Raw genomic sequence first — 18,127 nt, 5'->3', positions numbered from 1 at the left:
GGGGGACGCGGCCTCGGCGGCCGGGGGAGCGGCCTCGACGGCGGCCACCACGGGCGCGGCGGAGACCGCGACGGTCGCCTTCAGCCCGTCCGGGCGCACCCGCCGCCGTCGTACCGGCGGCGCCCCCGTCCCGTATCCGACCAGCACGTTCCCGGAGCCGGAATCCTCCGTACCGGGGCCGTCGTCCGGGGCGTCCCGGGCGGGCCCGGGCGTTCCGACGGCGACGGTCAGCAGGGGCGCCCCCACGGGAAGCTCCGTGCCCTCGTCACCGAAGCGGGCGGTGACCACACCCCCGTACGGGCAGGGCACCTCCACCATCGCCTTGGCCGTCTCGACCTCGACGACCGGCTGGTCGATGGCGACGACGTCCCCGACCTCCACCAGCCAGCGCACGATCTCGGCCTCGGTCAGGCCCTCGCCGAGGTCCGGCAGCTTGAACTCAAGAACCTGCGGCATCAGTTGTCCGCCTCCCACTGGAGCCGCGCCACGGCGTCGAGGACCCGGTCCACGCCGGGGAGGTGGTGACGCTCCTGCATGGGCGGCGGGTAGGGGATGTCGAACCCGGCGACGCGCAGCACGGGCGCCTCCAGGTAGTGGAAGCACCGCTCGGTGATCCGGGCGGCGATCTCCCCGCCCGGGCCGCCGAAGCCGGTGGACTCGTGGACGACGACCGCGCGTCCGGTGCGGCGGACCGAGGCGGTGACGGTCTCGTCGTCGAACGGAACCAGCGAGCGGAGGTCGACGACTTCGAGGTCCCAGCCCTCCTCGACCGCGGCCTCGGCGGCCTCCATGCAGACGGGCAGGGACGGCCCGTACGTGATGAGGGTGGCGCTGCGGCCGGGGCGGCGGACGACGGCCCGGCCGATGGGCTCCACGGCGGCGGGGCGCTGCGGCGACCAGTCGGCCTTCGACCAGTACAGCCGCTTGGGCTCCAGGAAGACGACGGGGTCGTCCGAGGCGATCGAGGCCCGCAGCAGCCCGTACGCGTCCTCGACCGTGGCCGGGGTGACGACGTGGAGGCCGGGGGTGGCCATGTAGTACGCCTCGGAGGAGTCGCTGTGGTGCTCGACGCCCCCGATGCCGCCGCCGTACGGGATGCGGACGGTGATCGGCAGCGGCATCGCGCCGCCGGTCCGGTTCCGCATCTTGGCGACATGGCTGGCGAGCTGTTCGAACGCCGGATAGGCGAAGGCGTCGAACTGCATCTCCACGACGGGCCGCAGCCCGTACATCGCCATGCCGACCGCCGCCCCGAGGATGCCCGCCTCGGCCAGCGGCGTGTCGGTGCAGCGCTCGTCGCCGAACTCCTTCGCCAGGCCGTCGGTGATCCGGAAGACACCGCCGAGCGTCCCCACGTCCTCCCCGAGGACGTGGACCGTGGGGTCCTCGGCCATCGCGTCGCGCAGGGCGCGCCCCAGCGCCTGCGCCATGGTGGCGGGCTTGGCCTTCGCCGTCCGCTCCCCGGCCGTCGCCGCTGCCGTGGTCATCGCGCCGCTCCCCCGTCCGTGCCGTGCTGGTCGTTCTCCGCGTCCAGTTCCTCCCGCAGGCGGGCCGCCTGCTCGCGCAACTGGGCCGTCTGCTCCTCGTACACATGGGTGAAGAGGGACATCGGGTCGAGCACCGGGTCGGCGTTCATCCGGTCCCGCAGCTGCGCCGCCATCCGTTCGGCGGAGGCACGCGCCTCCTCCCGCCCGGCGTCGTCCAGCAGCCCGCGCCCGGTCAGCTCGCGCTCCAGCAGGAGGACCGGATCGTGGTCGCGCCACAGGTCTACCTCGCCGGCACCGCGGTACCGGGTCGCGTCGTCGGCGTTCGTATGGGCGTCCATCCGGTACGTGACCGCCTCGACGAGGGTCGGGCCGCCTCCGCTCCTGGCCCGCTCGACCGCCTCGGAGAGCACCTGGTGCACCGCGGCCGCGTCGTTCCCGTCCACCAGCCGGCCGGGCATGCCGTATCCCACGGCCTTGTGCGCCAGCGACGGGGCGGCCGTCTGCTTGGCCAGGGGCACGGAGATGGCGAAGCCGTTGTTCTGCACGAGGAAGACCACCGGGGCCCGCCAGACGGCGGCGAAGTTCAGCGCCTCGTGGAAATCGCCCTCGCTGGTGCCGCCGTCGCCGACCATGGCGAGCGCGACGACGTCGTCGCCCTTGAGCCGGGCGGCATGGGCCAGGCCCACCGCGTGCGGCAACTGGGTGGCGAGCGGGGTGCAGAGCGGCGCGATGCGGTGCGCCCTCGGGTCGTAGCCGGTGTGCCGGTCGCCGCGCAGCAGGGTCAGCGCCTCGACCGGGTCCAGGCCGCGCGCCACGGCCGCGAGCGTGTCCCGGTAGCTGGGGAAGAGCCAGTCCCGTTCCTCCAGGACCAGGGCGGCCGCGATCTCGCAGGCCTCCTGGCCGGTGCTCGACGGGTAGACCGCCAGCCGACCCTGCTTGGTCAGCGCGGTCGCCTGCGCGTTGTACCGCCGCCCGCGCACCAGCTCCGCGTAGAGCCGCAGCAACAGCTCGGGGTCGGCGTCGGCCACGGCGTCCGTCCCCAGCACCCGGTAGGGCTCGGGGTCCGGGAGCAGCGGCGCGGGATCGGTCAGCGGCTTCCAGGCCGGGGGCGGCGCGGGCCGGTAGGCGGCCGCACCGGGCAGCTCTTGGACCGTCATGACGGGCACCTCCGAGCATCGAGGGGTGTCGACATAGGGTGATATATCGAAAACGACATGGGGCACAGGTGTGGCGTGCCTCACCTACCGATTGTTCGGTCGCGAGCGCATTTTGGCTACAGGCACCACCAGCCTGTGGACAAACGGTTCTCCACAGCCTGGGATGGGAACAGGTCGTCCAGGACGGGGAGGCGCGGGAACATGGCAGCTGAACAAATGGCCGATGCGGGCGAGGGAGAGGGCCGGATTCCTCCGCCGCGCCCGCTCGATTCGGTCGACCGCGCCATCCTGCGGCTGCTGCAGACGGACGGCCGTGCCTCGATACGGTCGGTGGCCGACCGCGTCCACGTCTCGCGGGCCAACGCCTACGCCCGGATCAACCGCCTCGTCGAGGACGGCGTGATCCGGGGGTTCAGCGCGCGGGTGGACCACGAGCGGGCGGGGCAGGGCGCCTCCGCGTACATCACGCTCAAGATCGTCCAGAACTCCTGGCGGACCGTTCGCGAGCAGCTCCAGGCGCTGCCGGGCGCCACGCACATCGCCCTGGTCAGCGGCGATTTCGATGTGCTGCTGCTGGTGCACACACCGGACAACCGGACGCTGCGCGAGCTGGTGCTGACCCGTATTCAGGCCATTCCCGAGGTGCTGTCCACCCGCACGCTGCTGGTGTTCGAGGAGACGGACCTGGCGCCGGGCCCGGACCGCCCCACGGAACTCGACCGGGACTGAGCGGGGCCGGACCGGGGAGGAAGGCGGTCACGGCCGGGATGGTGGTGCGTACCGCTGAGCTAGTCGGCGGCGGCCGGACGGGACTTCATCCCGTCGAAGGCCAGTTGCACCACGGTGTCGGCGAGCCGGTCCCCCTCGGCCCCACTGCCCGGCAGCGGCCGGTACCACTCCACCAGCGAGTTCACCATGCCGAACAGCAGCCGCGTCGCGAGACGTATGTCCACGTCGGAGCGGAGGTCGCCGTCGTCGACGGCCGCCTTGAGCAGCTCGGCGACCTTCTGGTCGAACTCGCGGCGCCGCTCCAGCGCCCAGCGCTCGGTCTTCGTGTTGCCGCGCACCCGCAGCAGCAGGGTCACGTAGGGGAGTTCGGCTATCAGCACCTCGACGGTACGGCGCGTGACGTACTCGACCCGCTCGATCGCACGACCCCGCGTCGCCCCCGCCTCGTCGAGGATCTCGAACAGCCCGTCGAGCGCCCGGCTGACCGCCCGCCGCAGCAGTTCCTCCTTGCCCACGACGTGGTGGTAGATGGACGACTTGGAGATGCCCGCCGCCTTCGACAGGTGCTCCATGGACGTGCCGTCGTAGCCGCGCTCGTTGAAGACACGGACGGCGACGGTCAGCAGAGTCTCCGGTGTGTACGTGTCCCGCTTGGCCGTGGTCATGCCCGCGATCCTCCCCTACGAGTTGTCCACAGGTTTCGTGGGCCCCCTTGTCCCGACCGATCGTTCGGTTACTCTAACTCTGTCCGCCCGTTCCCGCCCAGCTCGATGAGGAGTTGGTCCGCCATGGCCGCCGAGCTCTCCCCGCACCTGCTGTCCGAGAGGCACCGCCCCACGCTGGACCGGGCCCTGGAAGCGATCCGCACCCGGGAGTACTGGTCCCCGCACCCGGAGCACCCGAAGGCGTACGGAGAGGGCGGCGCTCCCGGGAGCCTCGGGGCCGCCGAGGGCAAGGCCGCCTTCGACGCCGTGCTGCGCACCAGGCTCGACTGGGACCAGCCGGGCACGGACGGCTGGACGGGCGGCGAGGTCTCTCCGTACGGCCCCGAGCTGGGCGTCGAGTACCCCCACGCCGACCCGGACGTGCTGATTCCGGCGATGCGCGCGGGCATGCCCGGCTGGCGGGACGCCGGCGCCGAGACGCGAGCCCTGGTCTGCCTGGAGATCCTGGCGCGGATCAGCGCCCGCACCCACGAGTTCGCGCACGCCGTGATGCACACGAGCGGCCAGGCGTTCATGATGGCGTTCCAGGCGGGCGGACCGCACGCGCAGGACCGCGGTCTGGAGGCCGTCGCCTACGCCTACGAGGAGCAGCGCCGCGCGCCCCGGAGCGCCGACTGGTCCAAGCCGCAGGGCAAGCGCGACCCGCTCGCGCTGCACAAGACGTTCACCCCGGCTGGCCGGGGCGTCTCGCTGCTGATCGGCTGCAACACCTTCCCCACGTGGAACGGCTACCCCGGCCTCTTCGCCTCGCTGGCCACGGGCAACCCGGTCCTGGTCAAGCCGCATCCGCGCGCGATCCTCCCGCTGGCCCTGACCGTCCGGCTGGCCCGCGAGGTGCTCGCCGAGGCGGGCTTCGACCCCAACCTCGTCGCTCTGGCCGCCGAACGGCCGGGCGAGGGCATCGCCAAGGCGCTGGCGGTCCGCCCCGAGGTGAAGATCATCGACTACACGGGCTCCACGGAGTTCGGGAACTGGCTGGAGGCCAACGCCCGCCAGGCCCAGGTCTACACGGAGAAGGCCGGCGTCAACACGGTCGTCGTGGACTCCACCGACGACTACCGGGGCATGCTCGCCAACCTGGCGTTCTCGTTCTCCCTGTACAGCGGCCAGATGTGCACCACCCCGCAGAACGTGCTCATCCCCCGGACCGGCATCGCCACGGACGCCGGCGACAAGACCTACGACGACGTGGTCGGTGACATCGCCGCCGCCGTCACCGGTCTCCTCGGCGACGACGCCCGTGCGAACGGCCTGCTCGGCGCCCTGGTCAACCCGGACGTGCGGGCCCGCCTGGAGGCCGCGGCGGAGCTGGGCGAGGTCGCGCTGCCCTCCCGCGAGGTGACCAACCCCGACTTCCCGGACGCCACCGTCCGCACCCCCGTGATCGTGAAGCTGGACGCCGCCAAGACGGAGGGCGAGCCGCCCTACCTCTCGGAGTGCTTCGGCCCGGTCTCCTTCGCGGTCGCGGTGGACTCCACCGAGGACGCCCTGGAGCTGCTGCGCCGCACGATCCGCGAGAAGGGCGCGATGACGGTCGGCGCGTACACGACGTCCCCGGAGGTGGAACGGGCCGTGGAGGAGGTCTGCCTGGACGAGTCCGCCCAGCTCTCCCTGAACCTGACCGGGGGCGTCTACGTGAACCAGACGGCGGCGTTCTCCGACTACCACGGCTCGGGCGGCAACCCGGCGGCGAACGCGGCTCTCTGCGACGGCGCCTTCGTCTCCAACCGCTTCCGCACCATCGAGGTGCGCCGCCAGCGCTGACGGACCCTGCCCCCGGCCCGCCCGGCGCCCGAACGTCGGGGCTCCGGGGGCCGGGGCCGGGGGCTGCGGAAGCTGAGGGCTCCGAGGGCTGGGGTGGCGCCCCGGGAAGGGCCCGCCTCAGCCAGAAATCACCGCGTACCGGGCGATCCAGGCATGCATGGCGATCGCCGCGGCCGCTCCCGCGTTGATCGACCGGGTGGACCCGAACTGGGCGATCGAGCACACCATCTCGGCGTGCTGCCGCGCCTCCTCGGTCAGTCCCGGCCCCTCCTGCCCGAACAGGAGCACACACCGCCGGGGCAACTCGGTCCGCTCCAGGGGCACCGCTCCGGGCAGGTTGTCGATGCCGATGACCGGCAGGTCCTCGGCCGCCGCCCAGGCGGTCAGGCTCGCCGTGTCCGGGTGGTGCCGGACATGCTGGTAGCGGTCGGTGACCATCGCCCCGCGCCGGTTCCAGCGCCGCCGCCCGACGATGTGGACCTCCTTGGCCAGGAAGGCGTTGGCGGTGCGCACGACGGAGCCGATGTTGAAGTCGTGGCTCCAGTTCTCCACGGCCACGTGGAAGTCGTGGCGGCGCGTATCGAGGTCGGCGACGATCGCCTCGCGGGTCCAGTAGCGGTAGCGGTCGCCCACATTGCGCCGGTCGCCCCCGGCCAGCAGCTCGGGGTCGTACCGTTCGCCCTCGGGCCAGGGCAGCGGATGCGGCCCGACGCCGATCTGGGTGCCGAAGCCCTCGTCGTACTGCGCGGGCTCCTCGCCGACGGGGCTCCCGTCCACGGGCTCGCCGTCCGCGGGGCTCCCGCTGCTCCTGCTACCGGTGCTGCCGGTCTCGCTGCTCACCCGACGAGGGTATGGCTCCCGTCGCCGCCGGACTCCGCCGCCTCCGCGCCGTCCCCGGCAGCGCGGGGTGCGGGCACCTCGGCGGTCCGCCGCCGGAACAGCCGCTGCCGCCCGAGGGCCACCCGCCCGCCCAGCCACACCAGGAACGCGGTCGGCAGGAAGACGGCGTCGGCGGCGATCATCGCCATCGAGAAGAACGGCAGCCCCAGCAGAACCGCGATCCCGGCATGCTCGCAGATCATCGCGACGAGCAGGACGTTCTTGACCCGCCGGTTGAAGAGGGTGAACGGGAAGGCCACCTGAACGATGACCGTGGCGTACGACAGCACCATCACCATGACGCCGCTGGAGGCGAGCAGGTCCGACAGGGCGGGCCACGGGGTGAAGTAGTCCAGCTTGAGCGGGTAGTACAGCGCGGTGCCGTCCTGCCAGCGCGAGCCCTGGATCTTGTACCAGCCGGCCGTCGCGTAGATCAGGCAGACCTCGGCCATGATCACGACGAGCGTGGCATTGTGGGCGAGGTTGGCGATGACGTCGAGCAGGGTGCGCGGCTCGCCGGACGGCGCGTACCTGCCGACGGCCCACCACGCGGCCTGGCCCACCCACAGGCACCACAGGAGGACCGGCAGCCACAGGGTGCCGCCCAGGCCACCGGCTCCGAAGGCCCCGACGAGTACGCAGCCGAGCACCGCCCACAGCACGATCCCGGTGCGCTCCCCGGGGGCCCACCGCCCGGAGGCCTCCGTCTCCGGGCCGGCGTCCGCCGTGTCCCGGGCGCCGCGCCGGGCCCGCCGGGCGTCCAGCGACCAGACCTGCCCGCAGCGGGTCAGGACGAGGTAGATGGCCATCAGGTGGATGACGTTGTCGCCGCCGTCGCCCATGAAGATGCTGCGGTTCTGCAGCGAGAGGACTCCGGCCATGAAGACGACGGAGGTGGCGCGCGTGTGCCAGCCCAGCACGAGCAGGAGGGCCGAGAGCATCGCCAGTGCGTAGACGGCCTCGAACCAGAGGGTGGAGTCCGACCACATGAGAGCGGTGAACGCCCGGTTGCCGGATATCAGCTGCCGCGCCAGGTCCCAGCGCCAGGGCGCGTCGGGGCCGTACATCTCGTGCCGGTGGGGCAGCTCGCGGAGCAGGAACGCCAGGAAGGTGGCGCCGAAGCCGATGCGGACGACCGCCGTCTGGTACGGGCCGAGGGCCGTGGCCGTGACGCGCTGGACGGCGCGGGCGAGCCCGCGGTCCGGGCGGGGCGTGTTCACCGTGCCGCCTCCTGTGAGCCGGCGGCGCCCTCGGGCAGGTCGTCGGGCGTGATCCTCCACCAGGGCAGCACGCGGTAGGAGGGGCCGGTGCCGATCTTCTCGTCGCTCCAGTCGGGCGCGGGCACGGCCCGCACCTCGGACCTGACCTGGATACGGAGGACGGTCCCGCCGTCGTCGTGCGCGCCGAGCCGGAGCATCACGAGCCGGCGGACGTACTTCTCCGAGAGGGTGCCGCGCAGGCCGTTGGGGCGGTTCTTGTCGTCGTGCGATCCGACGTAGAAGTCCCAGGCCCGGCGGAGTTCGTTCTGCTGCACATGGCTGGGCAGCAGATTGCCGCGTATCGCCCGGCCGTCCTCGGCCGAGAGGTCGCGCCAGGCCGAGGTGCGCGGGCCGCTGGGACCGGCGGTCTCGGTGCGGACCTGCACGGAGACGTTCTGCTGGAGCGGGTTGGGGGCGAAAAGCTTCCAGTTCTGCTCGAACTCGGGGTAGACCCACTCGTCGACGGCCTCGCCGTGCTTCTTGGTCAGTGTGTTGGAGGGCGCGACGTGCAGGAACACCATGGCCAGTTGCGCGCAGGCCAGCACCGCGAAGACCGCGAGGGCCAGCGCGGCGACGATCTGGTACGGAAACGAGAGCCCGGCCATTCCGCCACCCCCGCCGGCGCCGCTGTCGTCGTCCGAATCCATCCCGCCCCGATCGCGCCGCTCGTCACTCGGTTATCCACAGGGTTGACACCCTACGGGCCCCGGACTCACCATTGAAGACGGTGAACCGAACGATCGGTCGGTAGGGAGTCGGGGATGACGGCAGGGACTGCGAGCCGGGCAACGCGAGCGGCTGCGGACGGTGCACAGGGGGCGGACGCCGCCCTGCAGGAAGCCTTCGACGCCGCGGTGGCGGCCGACGAGCGCATCGAGCCGCGCGACTGGATGCCGGACGCCTATCGCGCCTCGCTGGTCAGGCAGATGGCCCAGCACGCCCACTCCGAGATCATCGGCATGCAGCCGGAGGCCAACTGGATCACCCGCGCCCCCTCGCTGCGCCGCAAGGCCATCCTGATGGCCAAGGTGCAGGACGAGGCGGGCCACGGACTGTATCTGTACAGCGCCGCCGAGACCCTGGGCACCGGCCGCGACGAACTGCTCGACAAGCTCCACGCGGGCCGCCAGCGGTATTCGTCGATCTTCAACTACCCGACGCTGACCTGGGCGGACGTGGGCGCGATCGGCTGGCTGGTGGACGGTGCCGCGATCACCAACCAGGTCCCCCTCTGCCGCTGCTCCTACGGCCCCTACGCCCGCGCGATGGTCCGCATCTGCAAGGAGGAGTCGTTCCACCAGCGCCAGGGCTACGAACTGCTCCTCGCGCTGAGCAACGGCACCCCCGCGCAGCACGAGATGGCTCAGGACGCCGTGGACCGCTGGTGGTGGCCCTCCCTGATGATGTTCGGCCCGCCGGACGACGCCTCGGCCCACTCGGCGCAGTCGATGGCCTGGAAGATCAAGCGCCACTCCAACGACGAACTGCGCCAGCGCTTCGTGGACATCTGCGTCCCCCAGGCCGCCGCGCTCGGCCTGTCCCTCCCCGACCCGGACATCCGGTGGAACGAGGAGCGCGGCCACCACGACTTCGGCGCGATCGACTGGACGGAGTTCCAGGAGGTCCTCAAGGGCAACGGGCCGTGCAACGAGCAGCGCCTCGGGCAGCGCCGCCGCGCGCACGAGGAGGGCGCCTGGGTCCGCGAGGCCGCCGCAGCGTACGCCCGCAAGCACACGTCCGGCGCGGGTCCGGCCGTACCGAATGGAAAGGCGACAGCATGAGCAGTTCGACGGACTGGCCGCTGTGGGAGGTGTTCGTCCGCTCGCGGCGCGGGCTCTCCCACACCCACGCCGGCAGCCTGCACGCACCGGATGCCGACATGGCCCTGCGCAACGCGCGGGACCTCTACACCCGCCGGTCCGAGGGGGTCTCGATCTGGGTCGTGCCGTCCACCCACATCACGGCCTCCTCCCCGGACGAGAAGGACTCCTTCTTCGAGCCCGCCGGGGACAAGCCGTACCGGCACCCCACGTTCTACGAGATCCCGGACGGAGTGAAGCACCTGTGACCGCGGCCCTCGCCCTCGGCGACGACGCGCTGGTGCTCTCGCACCGGCTGGGGGAGTGGGCGGGCCACGCCCCGGTCCTGGAGGAGGAGGTGGCCCTCGCCAACATCGCCCTCGACCTGCTGGGCCAGGCCCGGCTGCTGCTCTCCCTCGTGGGCGACGAGGACGAACTGGCCTACCTCCGCGAGGAGCGCGCCTTCCGCAACGTCCAGCTGGTCGAGCAGCCGAACGGCGACTTCGCCCACACCATCGCCCGACAGCTCTACTTCTCCGTCCACCAGCAGGGGCTGTACGAGGCGCTGGCAGCCGGTGGCGGCCCGTTCGCGGGGATCGCGGCCAAGGCCGTCAAGGAGGTCGCCTACCACCGGGACCACGCCGAGCAGTGGACGCTCCGCCTCGGCGACGGCACCGACGAGAGCCACGAGCGGATGCAGCGGGCGACGGACGCCCTATGGCGCTACACCGGCGAGCTGTTCCAGCCGGTCGAAGGCGTCGACGTGGACTGGCAGGCCCTGCACGACCGCTGGCTGGAGACCGTCGGCGACATCCTCGCCCGGGCCACCCTGACCGTCCCGGCGGGCCCCCAGTCCGGCGCCTGGACGGCCGGGGCGGGCCGGCAGGGCATCCACACCGAACCCTTCGGCCGGATGCTCGCCGAGATGCAGCATCTGCACCGCAGCCACCCGGGGGCGACATGGTGACCCGGACCTCCGTGGAGGAGGAGCTGCTGTCCCTCGCGGGCTCGGTGCCCGACCCCGAGCTGCCCGTGCTCACGCTGGAGGACCTGGGCGTGGTCCGTGGCGTCGAGGTCGGCGAACCGGGCCGGGTCACCGTCCGGCTCACGCCGACCTACTCCGGCTGCCCCGCGATAGAGGCGATGGCCGCCGACATCGAACACGTGCTGCACGCCCACGGGGTGGCCGAGGTGTCCGTGGAGACGGTCCTCTCCCCGGCCTGGACCACGGACGACATCACGGCCGAGGGCCGCCGCAAGCTCGCCGAGTTCGGCATAGCGCCGCCCCGGCCCCGCGACACCGCGTCCGGCGGGCCCGTGCCGCTCACCCTGGCCGTCCGCTGCCCGCACTGCGGCTCGACCGAGACGGAGCTGCTGAGCAGGTTCTCGTCCACCGCCTGCAAGGCACTCCGGCGCTGCGTGGCCTGCCGGGAGCCGTTCGACCACTTCAAGGAGTTGTGAATGTTCCATCCGCTCCGGGTCAGCGGGATCGAACGGCTCACGGACGATTCGGTCGCCGTCACCCTCGCTGTCCCGCCCGACCTGCACGACACCTTCCGGCACCAGCCCGGCCAGCACCTCAACGTCCGCTACACCGTGGACGGCGAGGAGGTCCGCCGCTCGTACTCGATCTGCGCCCCGGCCCCCGAGCAGTCGGCCGCCCCGGCGCTCCGGGTGGGCATCCGCCTCGTGGACGGCGGCGCGTTCTCCACGTACGCCCTCAAGGAACTGCTGGTCGGGGACACGATCGAGGCGATGCCCCCGATGGGCCGCTTCGTGCTGAAGCCCCGCCCCGGCCGGTTCGCGGCGATCGTCGGGGGCAGCGGCATCACCCCGGTGCTGTCGATGGCGGCCACGCTGCTCACCCGCGAACCGGACGCCACGTTCTGCCTGATCCGCAGCGACCGGACCGCGGCGTCGACGATGTTCCTGGACGAGGTCGCCGATCTGAAGGACCGCTACCCGGACCGGTTCCAGCTGGTCACCGCGCTGTCGCGGGAGGAGCAGCAGGCCGGTCTGCCCTCGGGCCGGCTGGACGGCGAACGGCTGCGCGGGCTGCTGCCCGCGCTGCTCCCGGTGGCCGGGATCGACGGCTGGTTCCTGTGCGGGCCGCTGGGCCTGGTCCGGGCCGCCGAGGGCGCGCTGCGGGAGCTGGGCGTGGACCGCTCCCGCGTCCACCAGGAGATCTTCCACGTCGAGGACGGACCTGCCGCTCCCGCCGGCCCCCGGATCGAGGCCCCCGCCGGAAGCACGCTCACCGCGACCCTCGACGGCCGGTCCGGGACCTGGCCGGTGGCCGAGGGCGAGTCGCTGCTGGAGACGGTGCTGCGCAGCCGTTCGGACGCGCCGTACGCATGCAAGGGCGGCGTCTGCGGGACCTGCAGGGCGTTCCTGGTCTCGGGCGAGGTACGGATGGACCGCAACTACGCCCTGGAGCCCGAGGAGACGGAGGCGGGCTATGTGCTGGCCTGCCAGTCCCGCCCGGTGACCGAGGAGGTCGCCCTCGACTTCGACCGCTGAGCGGACGGGCCCGCCGACGCGGAGGGCCCGCGCCCGGTCAGGTCAGGTCAGGCGACAAAGGCCGGGGTGCCGTTGTCGGTGACCATCGGGCGACCCGCGCCGTCCCAGGCGAGCATGCCGCCGTCGACGTTCACGGCGTCGATGCCCTGCTGCACCAGGTACTGGGTGACCTGGGCGGACCGGCCGCCGACCCGGCACATCACGTGCACGCGCCGGCCGTCCTCCACGGCCTCGGTCACCTCACCGAAGCGGCCCACGAAGTCGCTCATCGGGATGTGCAGGGCGCCCTCGACGTGTCCGGCCGCCCACTCCTCGTCCTCGCGGACATCGAGCACGAGGCCGTCCGCCGGGACCGAGGCGACGTCGACGGTGGGAAGCGGGCCGAAGTTCATGGGTCATGCCTTCTCTCGTCAGGGCGCTCCGGAGTCACCGAAAACGCTACTGCACCAGAGCCGCGAGTTCCGCCTCGCGCTTCGAGACCTCGCCCAGCAGCTGCTCGGCGATCTCCTCCAGGAGCTGGTCCGGGTCGTCGGGGGCCATCCGCAACATGGCGCCGATCGCGCTGTCCTCCAGCTCCTGGGCGACCTCGGACAGCAGTTCCTTGCGGCGGGTCAGCCAGTCCAGCCGGGCGTACAGCTCGTCGGTCTCGCTCAGCTCGGGCAGGGGGGCGGCAGGACCGGCCGCCCATTCGTCGGCCAGCTCCTTGAGCAGGGCCTCGTCCCCGCGCCCGTAGGCGGTGTTGACGCGGGCGATGAACTCGTCCCGCCTGGCCCGCTCCGCGTCGTCCTGGGCGAGGTCCGGGTGGGCCCGGCGGACCAGATCGCGGTACAGCTTGCGGGCTTCCTCGGTGGGCCGGACCCGCTTGGGCGGCCGGACCGGCTGATCGGTCAGCATCGCCGACGCCTCCGGGGACAGCCCGTCGGAGTCCATCCAGTCGTGGAACAGCTCGTCCACGCCCGGCATGGGCATCACGACCGCCCGCGCCTCCTGGGCCTTGCGCAGGTCCTCCGGGTCGCCGGTCCTGGCCGCCCGCGCCTCGGCGATCTGCGCGTCCAGCTCGTCGAGCCGCGCGTACATCGGGCCGAGCCGCTGGTGGTGCAGCCGGGAGAAGTTCTCCACCTCGACCCGGAACGTCTCCACCGCGATCTCGAACTCGATCAGCGCCTGCTCCGCCACCCGCACGGCGTGCGCGAGGCGCGCCTCGGGCCGCGCCGCCCCGGCGGGCTCCGTCGCCTCCGACGCCTCGTCGCGGACGGCGTCCGGCCGTGCCTCGTCCTGCAGGTCTTCGTCGTTCCGGGAGGTAGGCGCCCCGGCGGCTTCGTGGCTCACCCGTCCAGCGTATGGCCCCGCGCCGTCCCCGTGGACTACACCCCGCTCTCGGCGGCCATCCGCCCCGCCGCTATCGCCCGCACCAGCTCCGCGTGGTCCGCCTCCGTGCGGTCGGCGTAGGTCACCGCGAAGGCCGCCACCGCCTCGTCCAGTTCGTCGTTCTTGCCGCAGTAGCCCGCCAGCAGCCTCGGGTCCGCGCTGTGCGCGTGGGCCCGCGCCAGCAGCGCCCCGGTCATGCGTCCGTAGTCGTCCACCTGGTCGGCCGCCAGGGCGGCGGGGTCGACACTGCCCTTCCGGTTCCTGAACTGCCGGACCTGGAAGGGCCGGCCGTCCACCGTGGTCCAGCCCAGCAGATGGTCGCTGACGACCTGCATCCGCTTCTGCCCGAGCACCACGCGCCGCCCCTCGTGCACGATCTCCGGCACCGGGAATCCCACGGCGGCCAGGTGCGGGGCCAGGACGGAGGGCCTGGCCTCCTTCACCTGGAGCACCAGCGGCTCCCCCCGGTGGTCCAGCAGCAGCACCACGTAGGAGCGGGTGCCCACGCTGCCCGTGCCGACCACCCGGAACGCCACGTCGTGTATCGCGTAGCGGGCCAGCAGCGGCAGCCGGTCCTGGGAGACGGTCCCCAGGTAGTCGCCGAGCCCTTCCGCCACGGCGGCCGCCTCGCCGTCCGCGACCCGGCGCAGCACCGGGGGCGCGTCGACGAAACGCCGGCCGCCGTCCTCGCCCTTCTCCGTGGACTTGGCGGCGAAGCGGGCGCTGGTGTTGTTGCGGGCCTTCTCGGACACCCGCTCCAGGGTGCCGAGCAGGTCCCGCGCGTCGGCGTGGGAGACGAGCTCCTCGTCCGCGATGGCGTTCCAGGCGTCCAGCGCGGGCATCCGGGCCAGCAGCCGCATCGTCCGCCGATAGGCGCCCACGGTGTCGTACGCGGCCTTGCGGCAGACGTCCTCGTCGGCGCCGGCCTCCCGCCCGGCGAGCACCAGGGACGTCGCCAGGCGCTTGAGGTCCCACTCCCAGGGCCCGGACACGGTTTCGTCGAAGTCGTTGAGGTCGATGACGAGGCTGCCCCGGGCGTCGCCGTACAGGCCGAAGTTGGCCGCGTGCGCGTCGCCGCAGAGCTGGGCGGCCACGCCAGTGACCGGGGTGCCCGTGAGGTCATGGGCCATCAGGCCGGCCGAACCGCGCAGGAAGGCGAACGGGGTGGCGGCCATCCGGCCCACGCGTATCGGCGTCAGCGCCGGCACCCGGCCCCGGTTGGACTCCTCGACCGCGCGCACCGCGTCGGGCCGGTCGGCGGGCAGGGTCAGCGAGGCGTGCGAGGACCGGGGCACCCGTGCCCGCAACGCCTTGCCCCGCTCCTTCAGGCCCCCCGCGCCCTCCGCGTACGCCGTGTCGTTCCGGTGCGCGAAGCCCGGCACGGCCGGTATGCGCGGCTCGTCCGGACCGGCCGGGCGGGCGGTCTCCGCCACCGTCACCGCTTCCACACCGCCGGGACCGGCCGGCCGTCCCTGCGGCAGCGTCGTTCCGATTCGGTCCATGGCGCGCGGCCTCCCCCACCCCTGCCCGGCGCGGCCGCCGGGTCATGCCCCACAACAACTGCCGCCGACGGTACCGCCGTACACCGACCGCCGTCTCCCCCTGTGGAAAACTCCGGCAGAACTCTTCTCTTCGCTGGTCAGCACCCCGAAACCGGGGTTCCGCCGACCAGGCCCCGGCCGGGGGTCAGACCGCCACCGCCTCCTCCATCTCCTCTTCCTCGTCGGCCGACGAGACGGCCGGGGAGGAGGCCGAGGGGGCGGCCGAGGCCGCTGCCCCGGCGCCGGCGGCGGAGGCCATGGTGGCCGCGGTCCCGCGCTTCCTCTCCGCCAGCCCGGCGAGCCCCGTCACCGCCAAGCCCGCCGCGAACCAGAGGGCCAGCACCAGCACGTGGCCGCCCAGCGCGTGGCCGCCGAAGTACACATGGCTGCGGACGCCCTCCACGAAGCCCGCGCCGTTCCAGAAGGAGTGCAGCGCTCCGAAGAAGCCGGGTTGCAGTTCGGGGCGGAAGATCCCGCCGGAGCTGGTGAAGTTGAGCATCACGAACAGCACCATCACGCCGAGCGTCGTCCAGCGCTTGAGAAAGGTGTGCAGGCCTACGCCGATCAGCAGGATGCCCGCCGAGTAGAGCCAGGCCATGGCCCAGAGCCCCGCGAGCCCCTGGTCGACCAGCCCGAACAGCGGCCCCGCGAACAGCGCCCCGATGCCGCTCACCACCAGCGAGGCGCCCAGCGCGAGCGCCGCCCGCACCCTCAGCCGCAATACCGCTCCGGCTCCGCCGATCACGGCGACGGAGGCGTACGAGCCGATGCTCACGGCGACCAGCAGGAAGAAGATGCCCTGGCCGGTGGGGTCGCCGTCCGCCGTGGGCGCCGTGTCGGTCACCTTCAGCGGGGCGCCCTGCGCGGCGGCGACCCGCGTGAAGACCTTCTCGACGGCCGTCGCGCTGGTGTCGGACGAAGCGGAGGCGACGAGCAGTTCGGGTGCCTCGCCGGGCAGGTAGGCGCCGTAGCTGGCCTGCGTGCGCAGGTGCTCCGCCGCGGTGGCGCGGTCGGGGACGGTCCGCACGCTCAGCGCCCCGTCCCCCTCGTCCTGGAGGCTCTGCGCCAGCACCTGGGCGCTCGCCCCCGAGCCGACCACGTCCACCCGCAGATCGTGCGGCTGCGGGGCGTGGAAGGCGCCGAGGTAGGCGAGCCCCATGCCGACGCACATCAGCAGCGGGGTGACGAGATGGCTCAGTACGTGACGCAGCGCGCCCGCCGGTGAACCGGCGGCGGCGCTCGTGCCTGCGGACATGCGGACTCCAGACGACCGGCCGATCAGTTGGCTCCCCACCCAACTGGTTGGCTTTTACAACTTCAATTCCGTTGTACTATACAACTGAACTTTCGAGGAAGGCGAACCCGTGCCAGGCACCCCCGGAGACCGCGAGGAGTCGCTGGACGTCATCCAGCGCGAACTGACCGCCTTCGCCCGCCGTGCGCGGGCCGCAGCGGCCCGGCTCCATCCGGAGCTGCCCCTCGTCTCGTACACGCTGCTCGCCCACATCGCCGACCAGCAGGGATGCCGGGCGACCGATCTGGCGGCGCACTACATGCTCGACAAGTCCACGGTCAGCCGACAGGTCGCCGTCCTGGCGAAGCTGGGCCTGGTCGAGCGGCACCCCGATCCGGACGACCACCGCATCCAGGTCCTGCACCCCACCGAGGCCGGCACCCAGGCCCTCGCCGCCAGCCAGGCCAGCCGACGCGCCGCCTACCAGGAGCGCCTCGCGGACTGGACGGCGGACGACCTCTCCCGGTTCGCCGCCTATCTCCAGCGGTACAACGCGACGGGCGACGCGTCACCGTCGTAATCCGGGCGTTTCACGTGAAACCAAACACGTACGAGCCCGCCGAACCCCACACGAAGAAGCCCCCCAGGCCGAGGCCTGAGGGGCTTCCTTCTTGTGCGCGAGGGGGGATTTGAACCCCCACGTCCATAAGGACACTGGCACCTGAAGCCAGCGCGTCTGCCGTTCCGCCACTCGCGCAAGAGTGGTGTTTCCAGACTCTCTCACCTTTCGGTGCGAGCGCCTGGCGACATCCGGAAGATTAGCACGCTGGACAGGGTGGATTCACATCCGTTGTTTCGCCGGCCGCTCGTGGGGCACTCGCCGCACGCCCGGTCCCGGTGACGGGGCGTCTGAGCCGAGGTTCGCGGAACGTCCGAAAGGAACCGGGAACCCGGAACGGCCGCCCCCACTCCTCCTGAGTGCGTCCAAGGTGCGGGACACTGTGAGGAGGCCACCTCTACGATCCGTGTGAGGGGGGACACTCGTCCCCGGGCCAGACAAGGGGAACCAGCCGATTTCCCGACGCGTGGATACGATCAGTAAGCAGTACAGGGACGATGACACCGGAGGAGGTGCCCCATGGGAGTGATGAAGCGTTTCGAGCAGCGTCTCGAAGGTCTGGTCAACGGCACTTTCGCCAAGGTCTTCAAGTCCGAGGTCCAGCCGGTCGAGATCGCGGGTGCCCTCCAGCGGGAGTGCGACAACAACGCCACCATCTGGAACCGTGAGCGCACCGTCGTCCCCAATGACTTCATCGTGGAGCTGAGCGCGCCCGACTACGAGCGCCTGAGCCCCTACTCCGGCCAGCTGGGCGACGAACTGTCCGGGCTCGTCCGGGACTACGCCAAGCAGCAGCGGTACACCTTCATGGGCCCGATCAAGGTGCACCTGGAGAAGGCGGAGGACCTCGACACCGGCCTCTACCGCGTCCGCAGCCGCACCCTGGCGTCCAGTTCCTCCCAGGGACAGGGGCAGGGGCCGGGGCAGAGCTATGGCGGCCAGTCCCCCCAGCAGGGCTACCCGAACCACGGCCGCCCCGCCCCACAGGCTCCCGGCGGCTACGGCTATCCACCGGCCTCCGCCCCGCCCATGCCCGCGGCCCCGCC

At 72.3% G+C, this 18,127-nt stretch carries 20 protein-coding genes and 1 tRNA gene; 9 read left to right on the top strand and 12 right to left on the bottom strand.

The genetic code is table 11. From position 1 onward, the window contains the following. The 3 genes from MHW47_RS18775 to pdhA all read right to left on the bottom strand — a co-directional run. Positions 1-456: biotin/lipoyl-containing protein (locus MHW47_RS18775; RefSeq protein ID WP_308381615.1), on the bottom strand; the 456-nt coding region annotated here is incomplete at its 3' end. Continuing rightward, positions 456-1,487 carry an alpha-ketoacid dehydrogenase subunit beta gene (locus MHW47_RS18770; protein ID WP_239224742.1) on the bottom strand — a complete coding sequence of 344 codons (1,032 nt, stop codon included), beginning with the start codon at positions 1,485-1,487 and terminating at the stop codon, positions 456-458. The genes MHW47_RS18770 and MHW47_RS18775, both read right to left, overlap by 1 nt. Beyond that, positions 1,484-2,644 (bottom strand): pyruvate dehydrogenase (acetyl-transferring) E1 component subunit alpha, encoded by a 1,161-nt coding sequence (pdhA, locus tag MHW47_RS18765; protein ID WP_239224740.1) that lies wholly within the window; start codon positions 2,642-2,644, stop codon positions 1,484-1,486. Before pdhA ends, MHW47_RS18770 begins: the two co-directional genes overlap by 4 nt. A gap of 216 nt (positions 2,645-2,860) precedes the next feature. On the opposite strand from pdhA, the gene MHW47_RS18760 reads away from it, so the two are divergent. Then, on the top strand, positions 2,861-3,373 hold the full coding sequence (locus tag MHW47_RS18760; RefSeq protein WP_239224744.1) for an Lrp/AsnC family transcriptional regulator: 513 nt from the start codon (positions 2,861-2,863) through the stop codon (positions 3,371-3,373). 59 nt (positions 3,374-3,432) lie between these two features. Here the strand turns inward: MHW47_RS18760 and MHW47_RS18755 are convergent, their stop codons facing one another. Continuing rightward, positions 3,433-4,038, bottom strand: a complete 606-nt coding sequence (locus tag MHW47_RS18755; RefSeq protein WP_239224738.1) for a TetR/AcrR family transcriptional regulator — start codon at positions 4,036-4,038, stop codon at positions 3,433-3,435. A 123-nt stretch (positions 4,039-4,161) separates the two neighbouring features. Between MHW47_RS18755 and paaN the strand changes: the two genes are divergently transcribed. Then, entirely contained in the window at positions 4,162-5,862 is a 1,701-nt protein-coding gene (paaN, locus tag MHW47_RS18750; RefSeq protein WP_239224736.1) for a phenylacetic acid degradation protein PaaN, read from the top strand. Between the two features lie 117 nt (positions 5,863-5,979). Here the strand turns inward: paaN and MHW47_RS18745 are convergent, their stop codons facing one another. Genes MHW47_RS18745 through MHW47_RS18735 form a run of 3 tightly spaced genes read right to left on the bottom strand, consistent with a single transcriptional unit; the run spans position 5,980 to position 8,647 of the window. Beyond that, positions 5,980-6,702 carry a TrmH family RNA methyltransferase gene (locus MHW47_RS18745; protein ID WP_239224734.1) on the bottom strand — a complete coding sequence of 241 codons (723 nt, stop codon included), beginning with the start codon at positions 6,700-6,702 and terminating at the stop codon, positions 5,980-5,982. Beyond that, positions 6,699-7,961 (bottom strand): HTTM domain-containing protein, encoded by a 1,263-nt coding sequence (locus MHW47_RS18740; protein WP_239224732.1) that lies wholly within the window; start codon positions 7,959-7,961, stop codon positions 6,699-6,701. Before MHW47_RS18740 ends, MHW47_RS18745 begins: the two co-directional genes overlap by 4 nt. Further along, positions 7,958-8,647: a DUF5819 family protein gene (locus MHW47_RS18735; protein ID WP_239224731.1), complete on the bottom strand. Its 690-nt coding sequence runs from the start codon at positions 8,645-8,647 to the stop codon at positions 7,958-7,960. The genes MHW47_RS18740 and MHW47_RS18735 overlap by 4 nt, the downstream gene beginning before the upstream one ends. Positions 8,648-8,761: 114 nt before the next feature. Here MHW47_RS18735 and paaA point away from each other — a divergent pair, with 114 nt between their 5' ends. Genes paaA through MHW47_RS18710 form a run of 5 tightly spaced genes read left to right on the top strand, consistent with a single transcriptional unit; the run spans position 8,762 to position 12,319 of the window. Continuing rightward, positions 8,762-9,781 carry a 1,2-phenylacetyl-CoA epoxidase subunit PaaA gene (paaA, locus tag MHW47_RS18730; RefSeq protein ID WP_239224730.1) on the top strand — a complete coding sequence of 340 codons (1,020 nt, stop codon included), beginning with the start codon at positions 8,762-8,764 and terminating at the stop codon, positions 9,779-9,781. Then, positions 9,778-10,068 (top strand): 1,2-phenylacetyl-CoA epoxidase subunit PaaB, encoded by a 291-nt coding sequence (paaB, locus tag MHW47_RS18725; RefSeq protein WP_239224728.1) that lies wholly within the window; start codon positions 9,778-9,780, stop codon positions 10,066-10,068. The genes paaA and paaB overlap by 4 nt, the downstream gene beginning before the upstream one ends. Next, positions 10,065-10,766, top strand: a complete 702-nt coding sequence (gene paaC, locus MHW47_RS18720; protein WP_239224727.1) for a 1,2-phenylacetyl-CoA epoxidase subunit PaaC — start codon at positions 10,065-10,067, stop codon at positions 10,764-10,766. The genes paaB and paaC overlap by 4 nt, the downstream gene beginning before the upstream one ends. Further along, positions 10,760-11,260, top strand: coding sequence for a 1,2-phenylacetyl-CoA epoxidase subunit PaaD (gene paaD / locus MHW47_RS18715; RefSeq protein WP_239224725.1), 501 nt, complete (start codon positions 10,760-10,762; stop codon positions 11,258-11,260). The genes paaC and paaD overlap by 7 nt, the downstream gene beginning before the upstream one ends. Beyond that, positions 11,261-12,319 (top strand): 2Fe-2S iron-sulfur cluster-binding protein, encoded by a 1,059-nt coding sequence (locus tag MHW47_RS18710; RefSeq protein ID WP_239224724.1) that lies wholly within the window; start codon positions 11,261-11,263, stop codon positions 12,317-12,319. Positions 12,320-12,366: 47 nt separating this feature from the next. On the opposite strand, the gene MHW47_RS18705 is transcribed toward MHW47_RS18710, so the two are convergent. The 4 genes from MHW47_RS18705 to MHW47_RS18690 all read right to left on the bottom strand — a co-directional run bounded on the left by MHW47_RS18705 (position 12,367) and on the right by MHW47_RS18690 (position 16,483). Further along, on the bottom strand, positions 12,367-12,711 hold the full coding sequence (locus MHW47_RS18705) for a rhodanese-like domain-containing protein (protein ID WP_239224722.1): 345 nt from the start codon (positions 12,709-12,711) through the stop codon (positions 12,367-12,369). Positions 12,712-12,757: 46 nt separating this feature from the next. Beyond that, positions 12,758-13,648: a hypothetical protein gene (locus MHW47_RS18700; RefSeq protein WP_239224721.1), complete on the bottom strand. Its 891-nt coding sequence runs from the start codon at positions 13,646-13,648 to the stop codon at positions 12,758-12,760. A 35-nt stretch (positions 13,649-13,683) separates the two neighbouring features. Further along, entirely contained in the window at positions 13,684-15,189 is a 1,506-nt protein-coding gene (locus MHW47_RS18695; protein ID WP_239224720.1) for a DUF2252 domain-containing protein, read from the bottom strand. Between the two features lie 184 nt (positions 15,190-15,373). After that, entirely contained in the window at positions 15,374-16,483 is a 1,110-nt protein-coding gene (locus MHW47_RS18690; protein ID WP_239224718.1) for a hypothetical protein, read from the bottom strand. Between the two features lie 109 nt (positions 16,484-16,592). On the opposite strand from MHW47_RS18690, the gene MHW47_RS18685 reads away from it, so the two are divergent. Then, positions 16,593-17,042, top strand: a complete 450-nt coding sequence (locus tag MHW47_RS18685; protein WP_239224716.1) for a MarR family winged helix-turn-helix transcriptional regulator — start codon at positions 16,593-16,595, stop codon at positions 17,040-17,042. A 94-nt stretch (positions 17,043-17,136) separates the two neighbouring features. Here the strand turns inward: MHW47_RS18685 and MHW47_RS18680 are convergent. After that, positions 17,137-17,219: transfer RNA gene (locus tag MHW47_RS18680), tRNA-Leu, on the bottom strand. 381 nt (positions 17,220-17,600) lie between these two features. Here MHW47_RS18680 and MHW47_RS18675 point away from each other — a divergent pair. Then, a partial coding sequence (locus MHW47_RS18675) for a DUF3662 domain-containing protein (RefSeq protein ID WP_239224714.1) occupies positions 17,601-18,127 on the top strand: 527 nt, incomplete at its 3' end.

This window comes from Streptomyces sp. OfavH-34-F, assembly GCF_022347745.1.
Lineage (GTDB): Bacteria > Actinomycetota > Actinomycetes > Streptomycetales > Streptomycetaceae > Streptomyces.
The sequence above is the reverse complement of the archived record's forward strand: the minus strand, read 5'-3'. Positions and strand labels throughout refer to the sequence as shown.

Bases quoted from the DNA above. Each gene is read 5' to 3' on its own strand.
- paaD (WP_239224725.1), top strand. From the start codon at position 10,760: ATGGTGACCCGGACCTCCGTGGAGGAGGAGCTGCTGTCCCTCGCGGGC.
- MHW47_RS18690 (WP_239224718.1), bottom strand. From the start codon at position 16,483: ATGTCCGCAGGCACGAGCGCCGCCGCCGGTTCACCGGCGGGCGCGCTG.
- paaA (WP_239224730.1), top strand. From the start codon at position 8,762: ATGACGGCAGGGACTGCGAGCCGGGCAACGCGAGCGGCTGCGGACGGT.
- MHW47_RS18710 (WP_239224724.1), top strand. From the start codon at position 11,261: ATGTTCCATCCGCTCCGGGTCAGCGGGATCGAACGGCTCACGGACGAT.
- MHW47_RS18770 (WP_239224742.1), bottom strand. From the start codon at position 1,487: ATGACCACGGCAGCGGCGACGGCCGGGGAGCGGACGGCGAAGGCCAAG.
- MHW47_RS18760 (WP_239224744.1), top strand. From the start codon at position 2,861: ATGGCCGATGCGGGCGAGGGAGAGGGCCGGATTCCTCCGCCGCGCCCG.
- MHW47_RS18755 (WP_239224738.1), bottom strand. From the start codon at position 4,038: ATGACCACGGCCAAGCGGGACACGTACACACCGGAGACTCTGCTGACC.
- MHW47_RS18705 (WP_239224722.1), bottom strand. From the start codon at position 12,711: ATGAACTTCGGCCCGCTTCCCACCGTCGACGTCGCCTCGGTCCCGGCG.
- MHW47_RS18695 (WP_239224720.1), bottom strand. From the start codon at position 15,189: ATGGACCGAATCGGAACGACGCTGCCGCAGGGACGGCCGGCCGGTCCC.
- paaB (WP_239224728.1), top strand. From the start codon at position 9,778: ATGAGCAGTTCGACGGACTGGCCGCTGTGGGAGGTGTTCGTCCGCTCG.
- MHW47_RS18735 (WP_239224731.1), bottom strand. From the start codon at position 8,647: ATGGATTCGGACGACGACAGCGGCGCCGGCGGGGGTGGCGGAATGGCC.
- pdhA (WP_239224740.1), bottom strand. From the start codon at position 2,644: ATGACGGTCCAAGAGCTGCCCGGTGCGGCCGCCTACCGGCCCGCGCCG.
- paaN (WP_239224736.1), top strand. From the start codon at position 4,162: ATGGCCGCCGAGCTCTCCCCGCACCTGCTGTCCGAGAGGCACCGCCCC.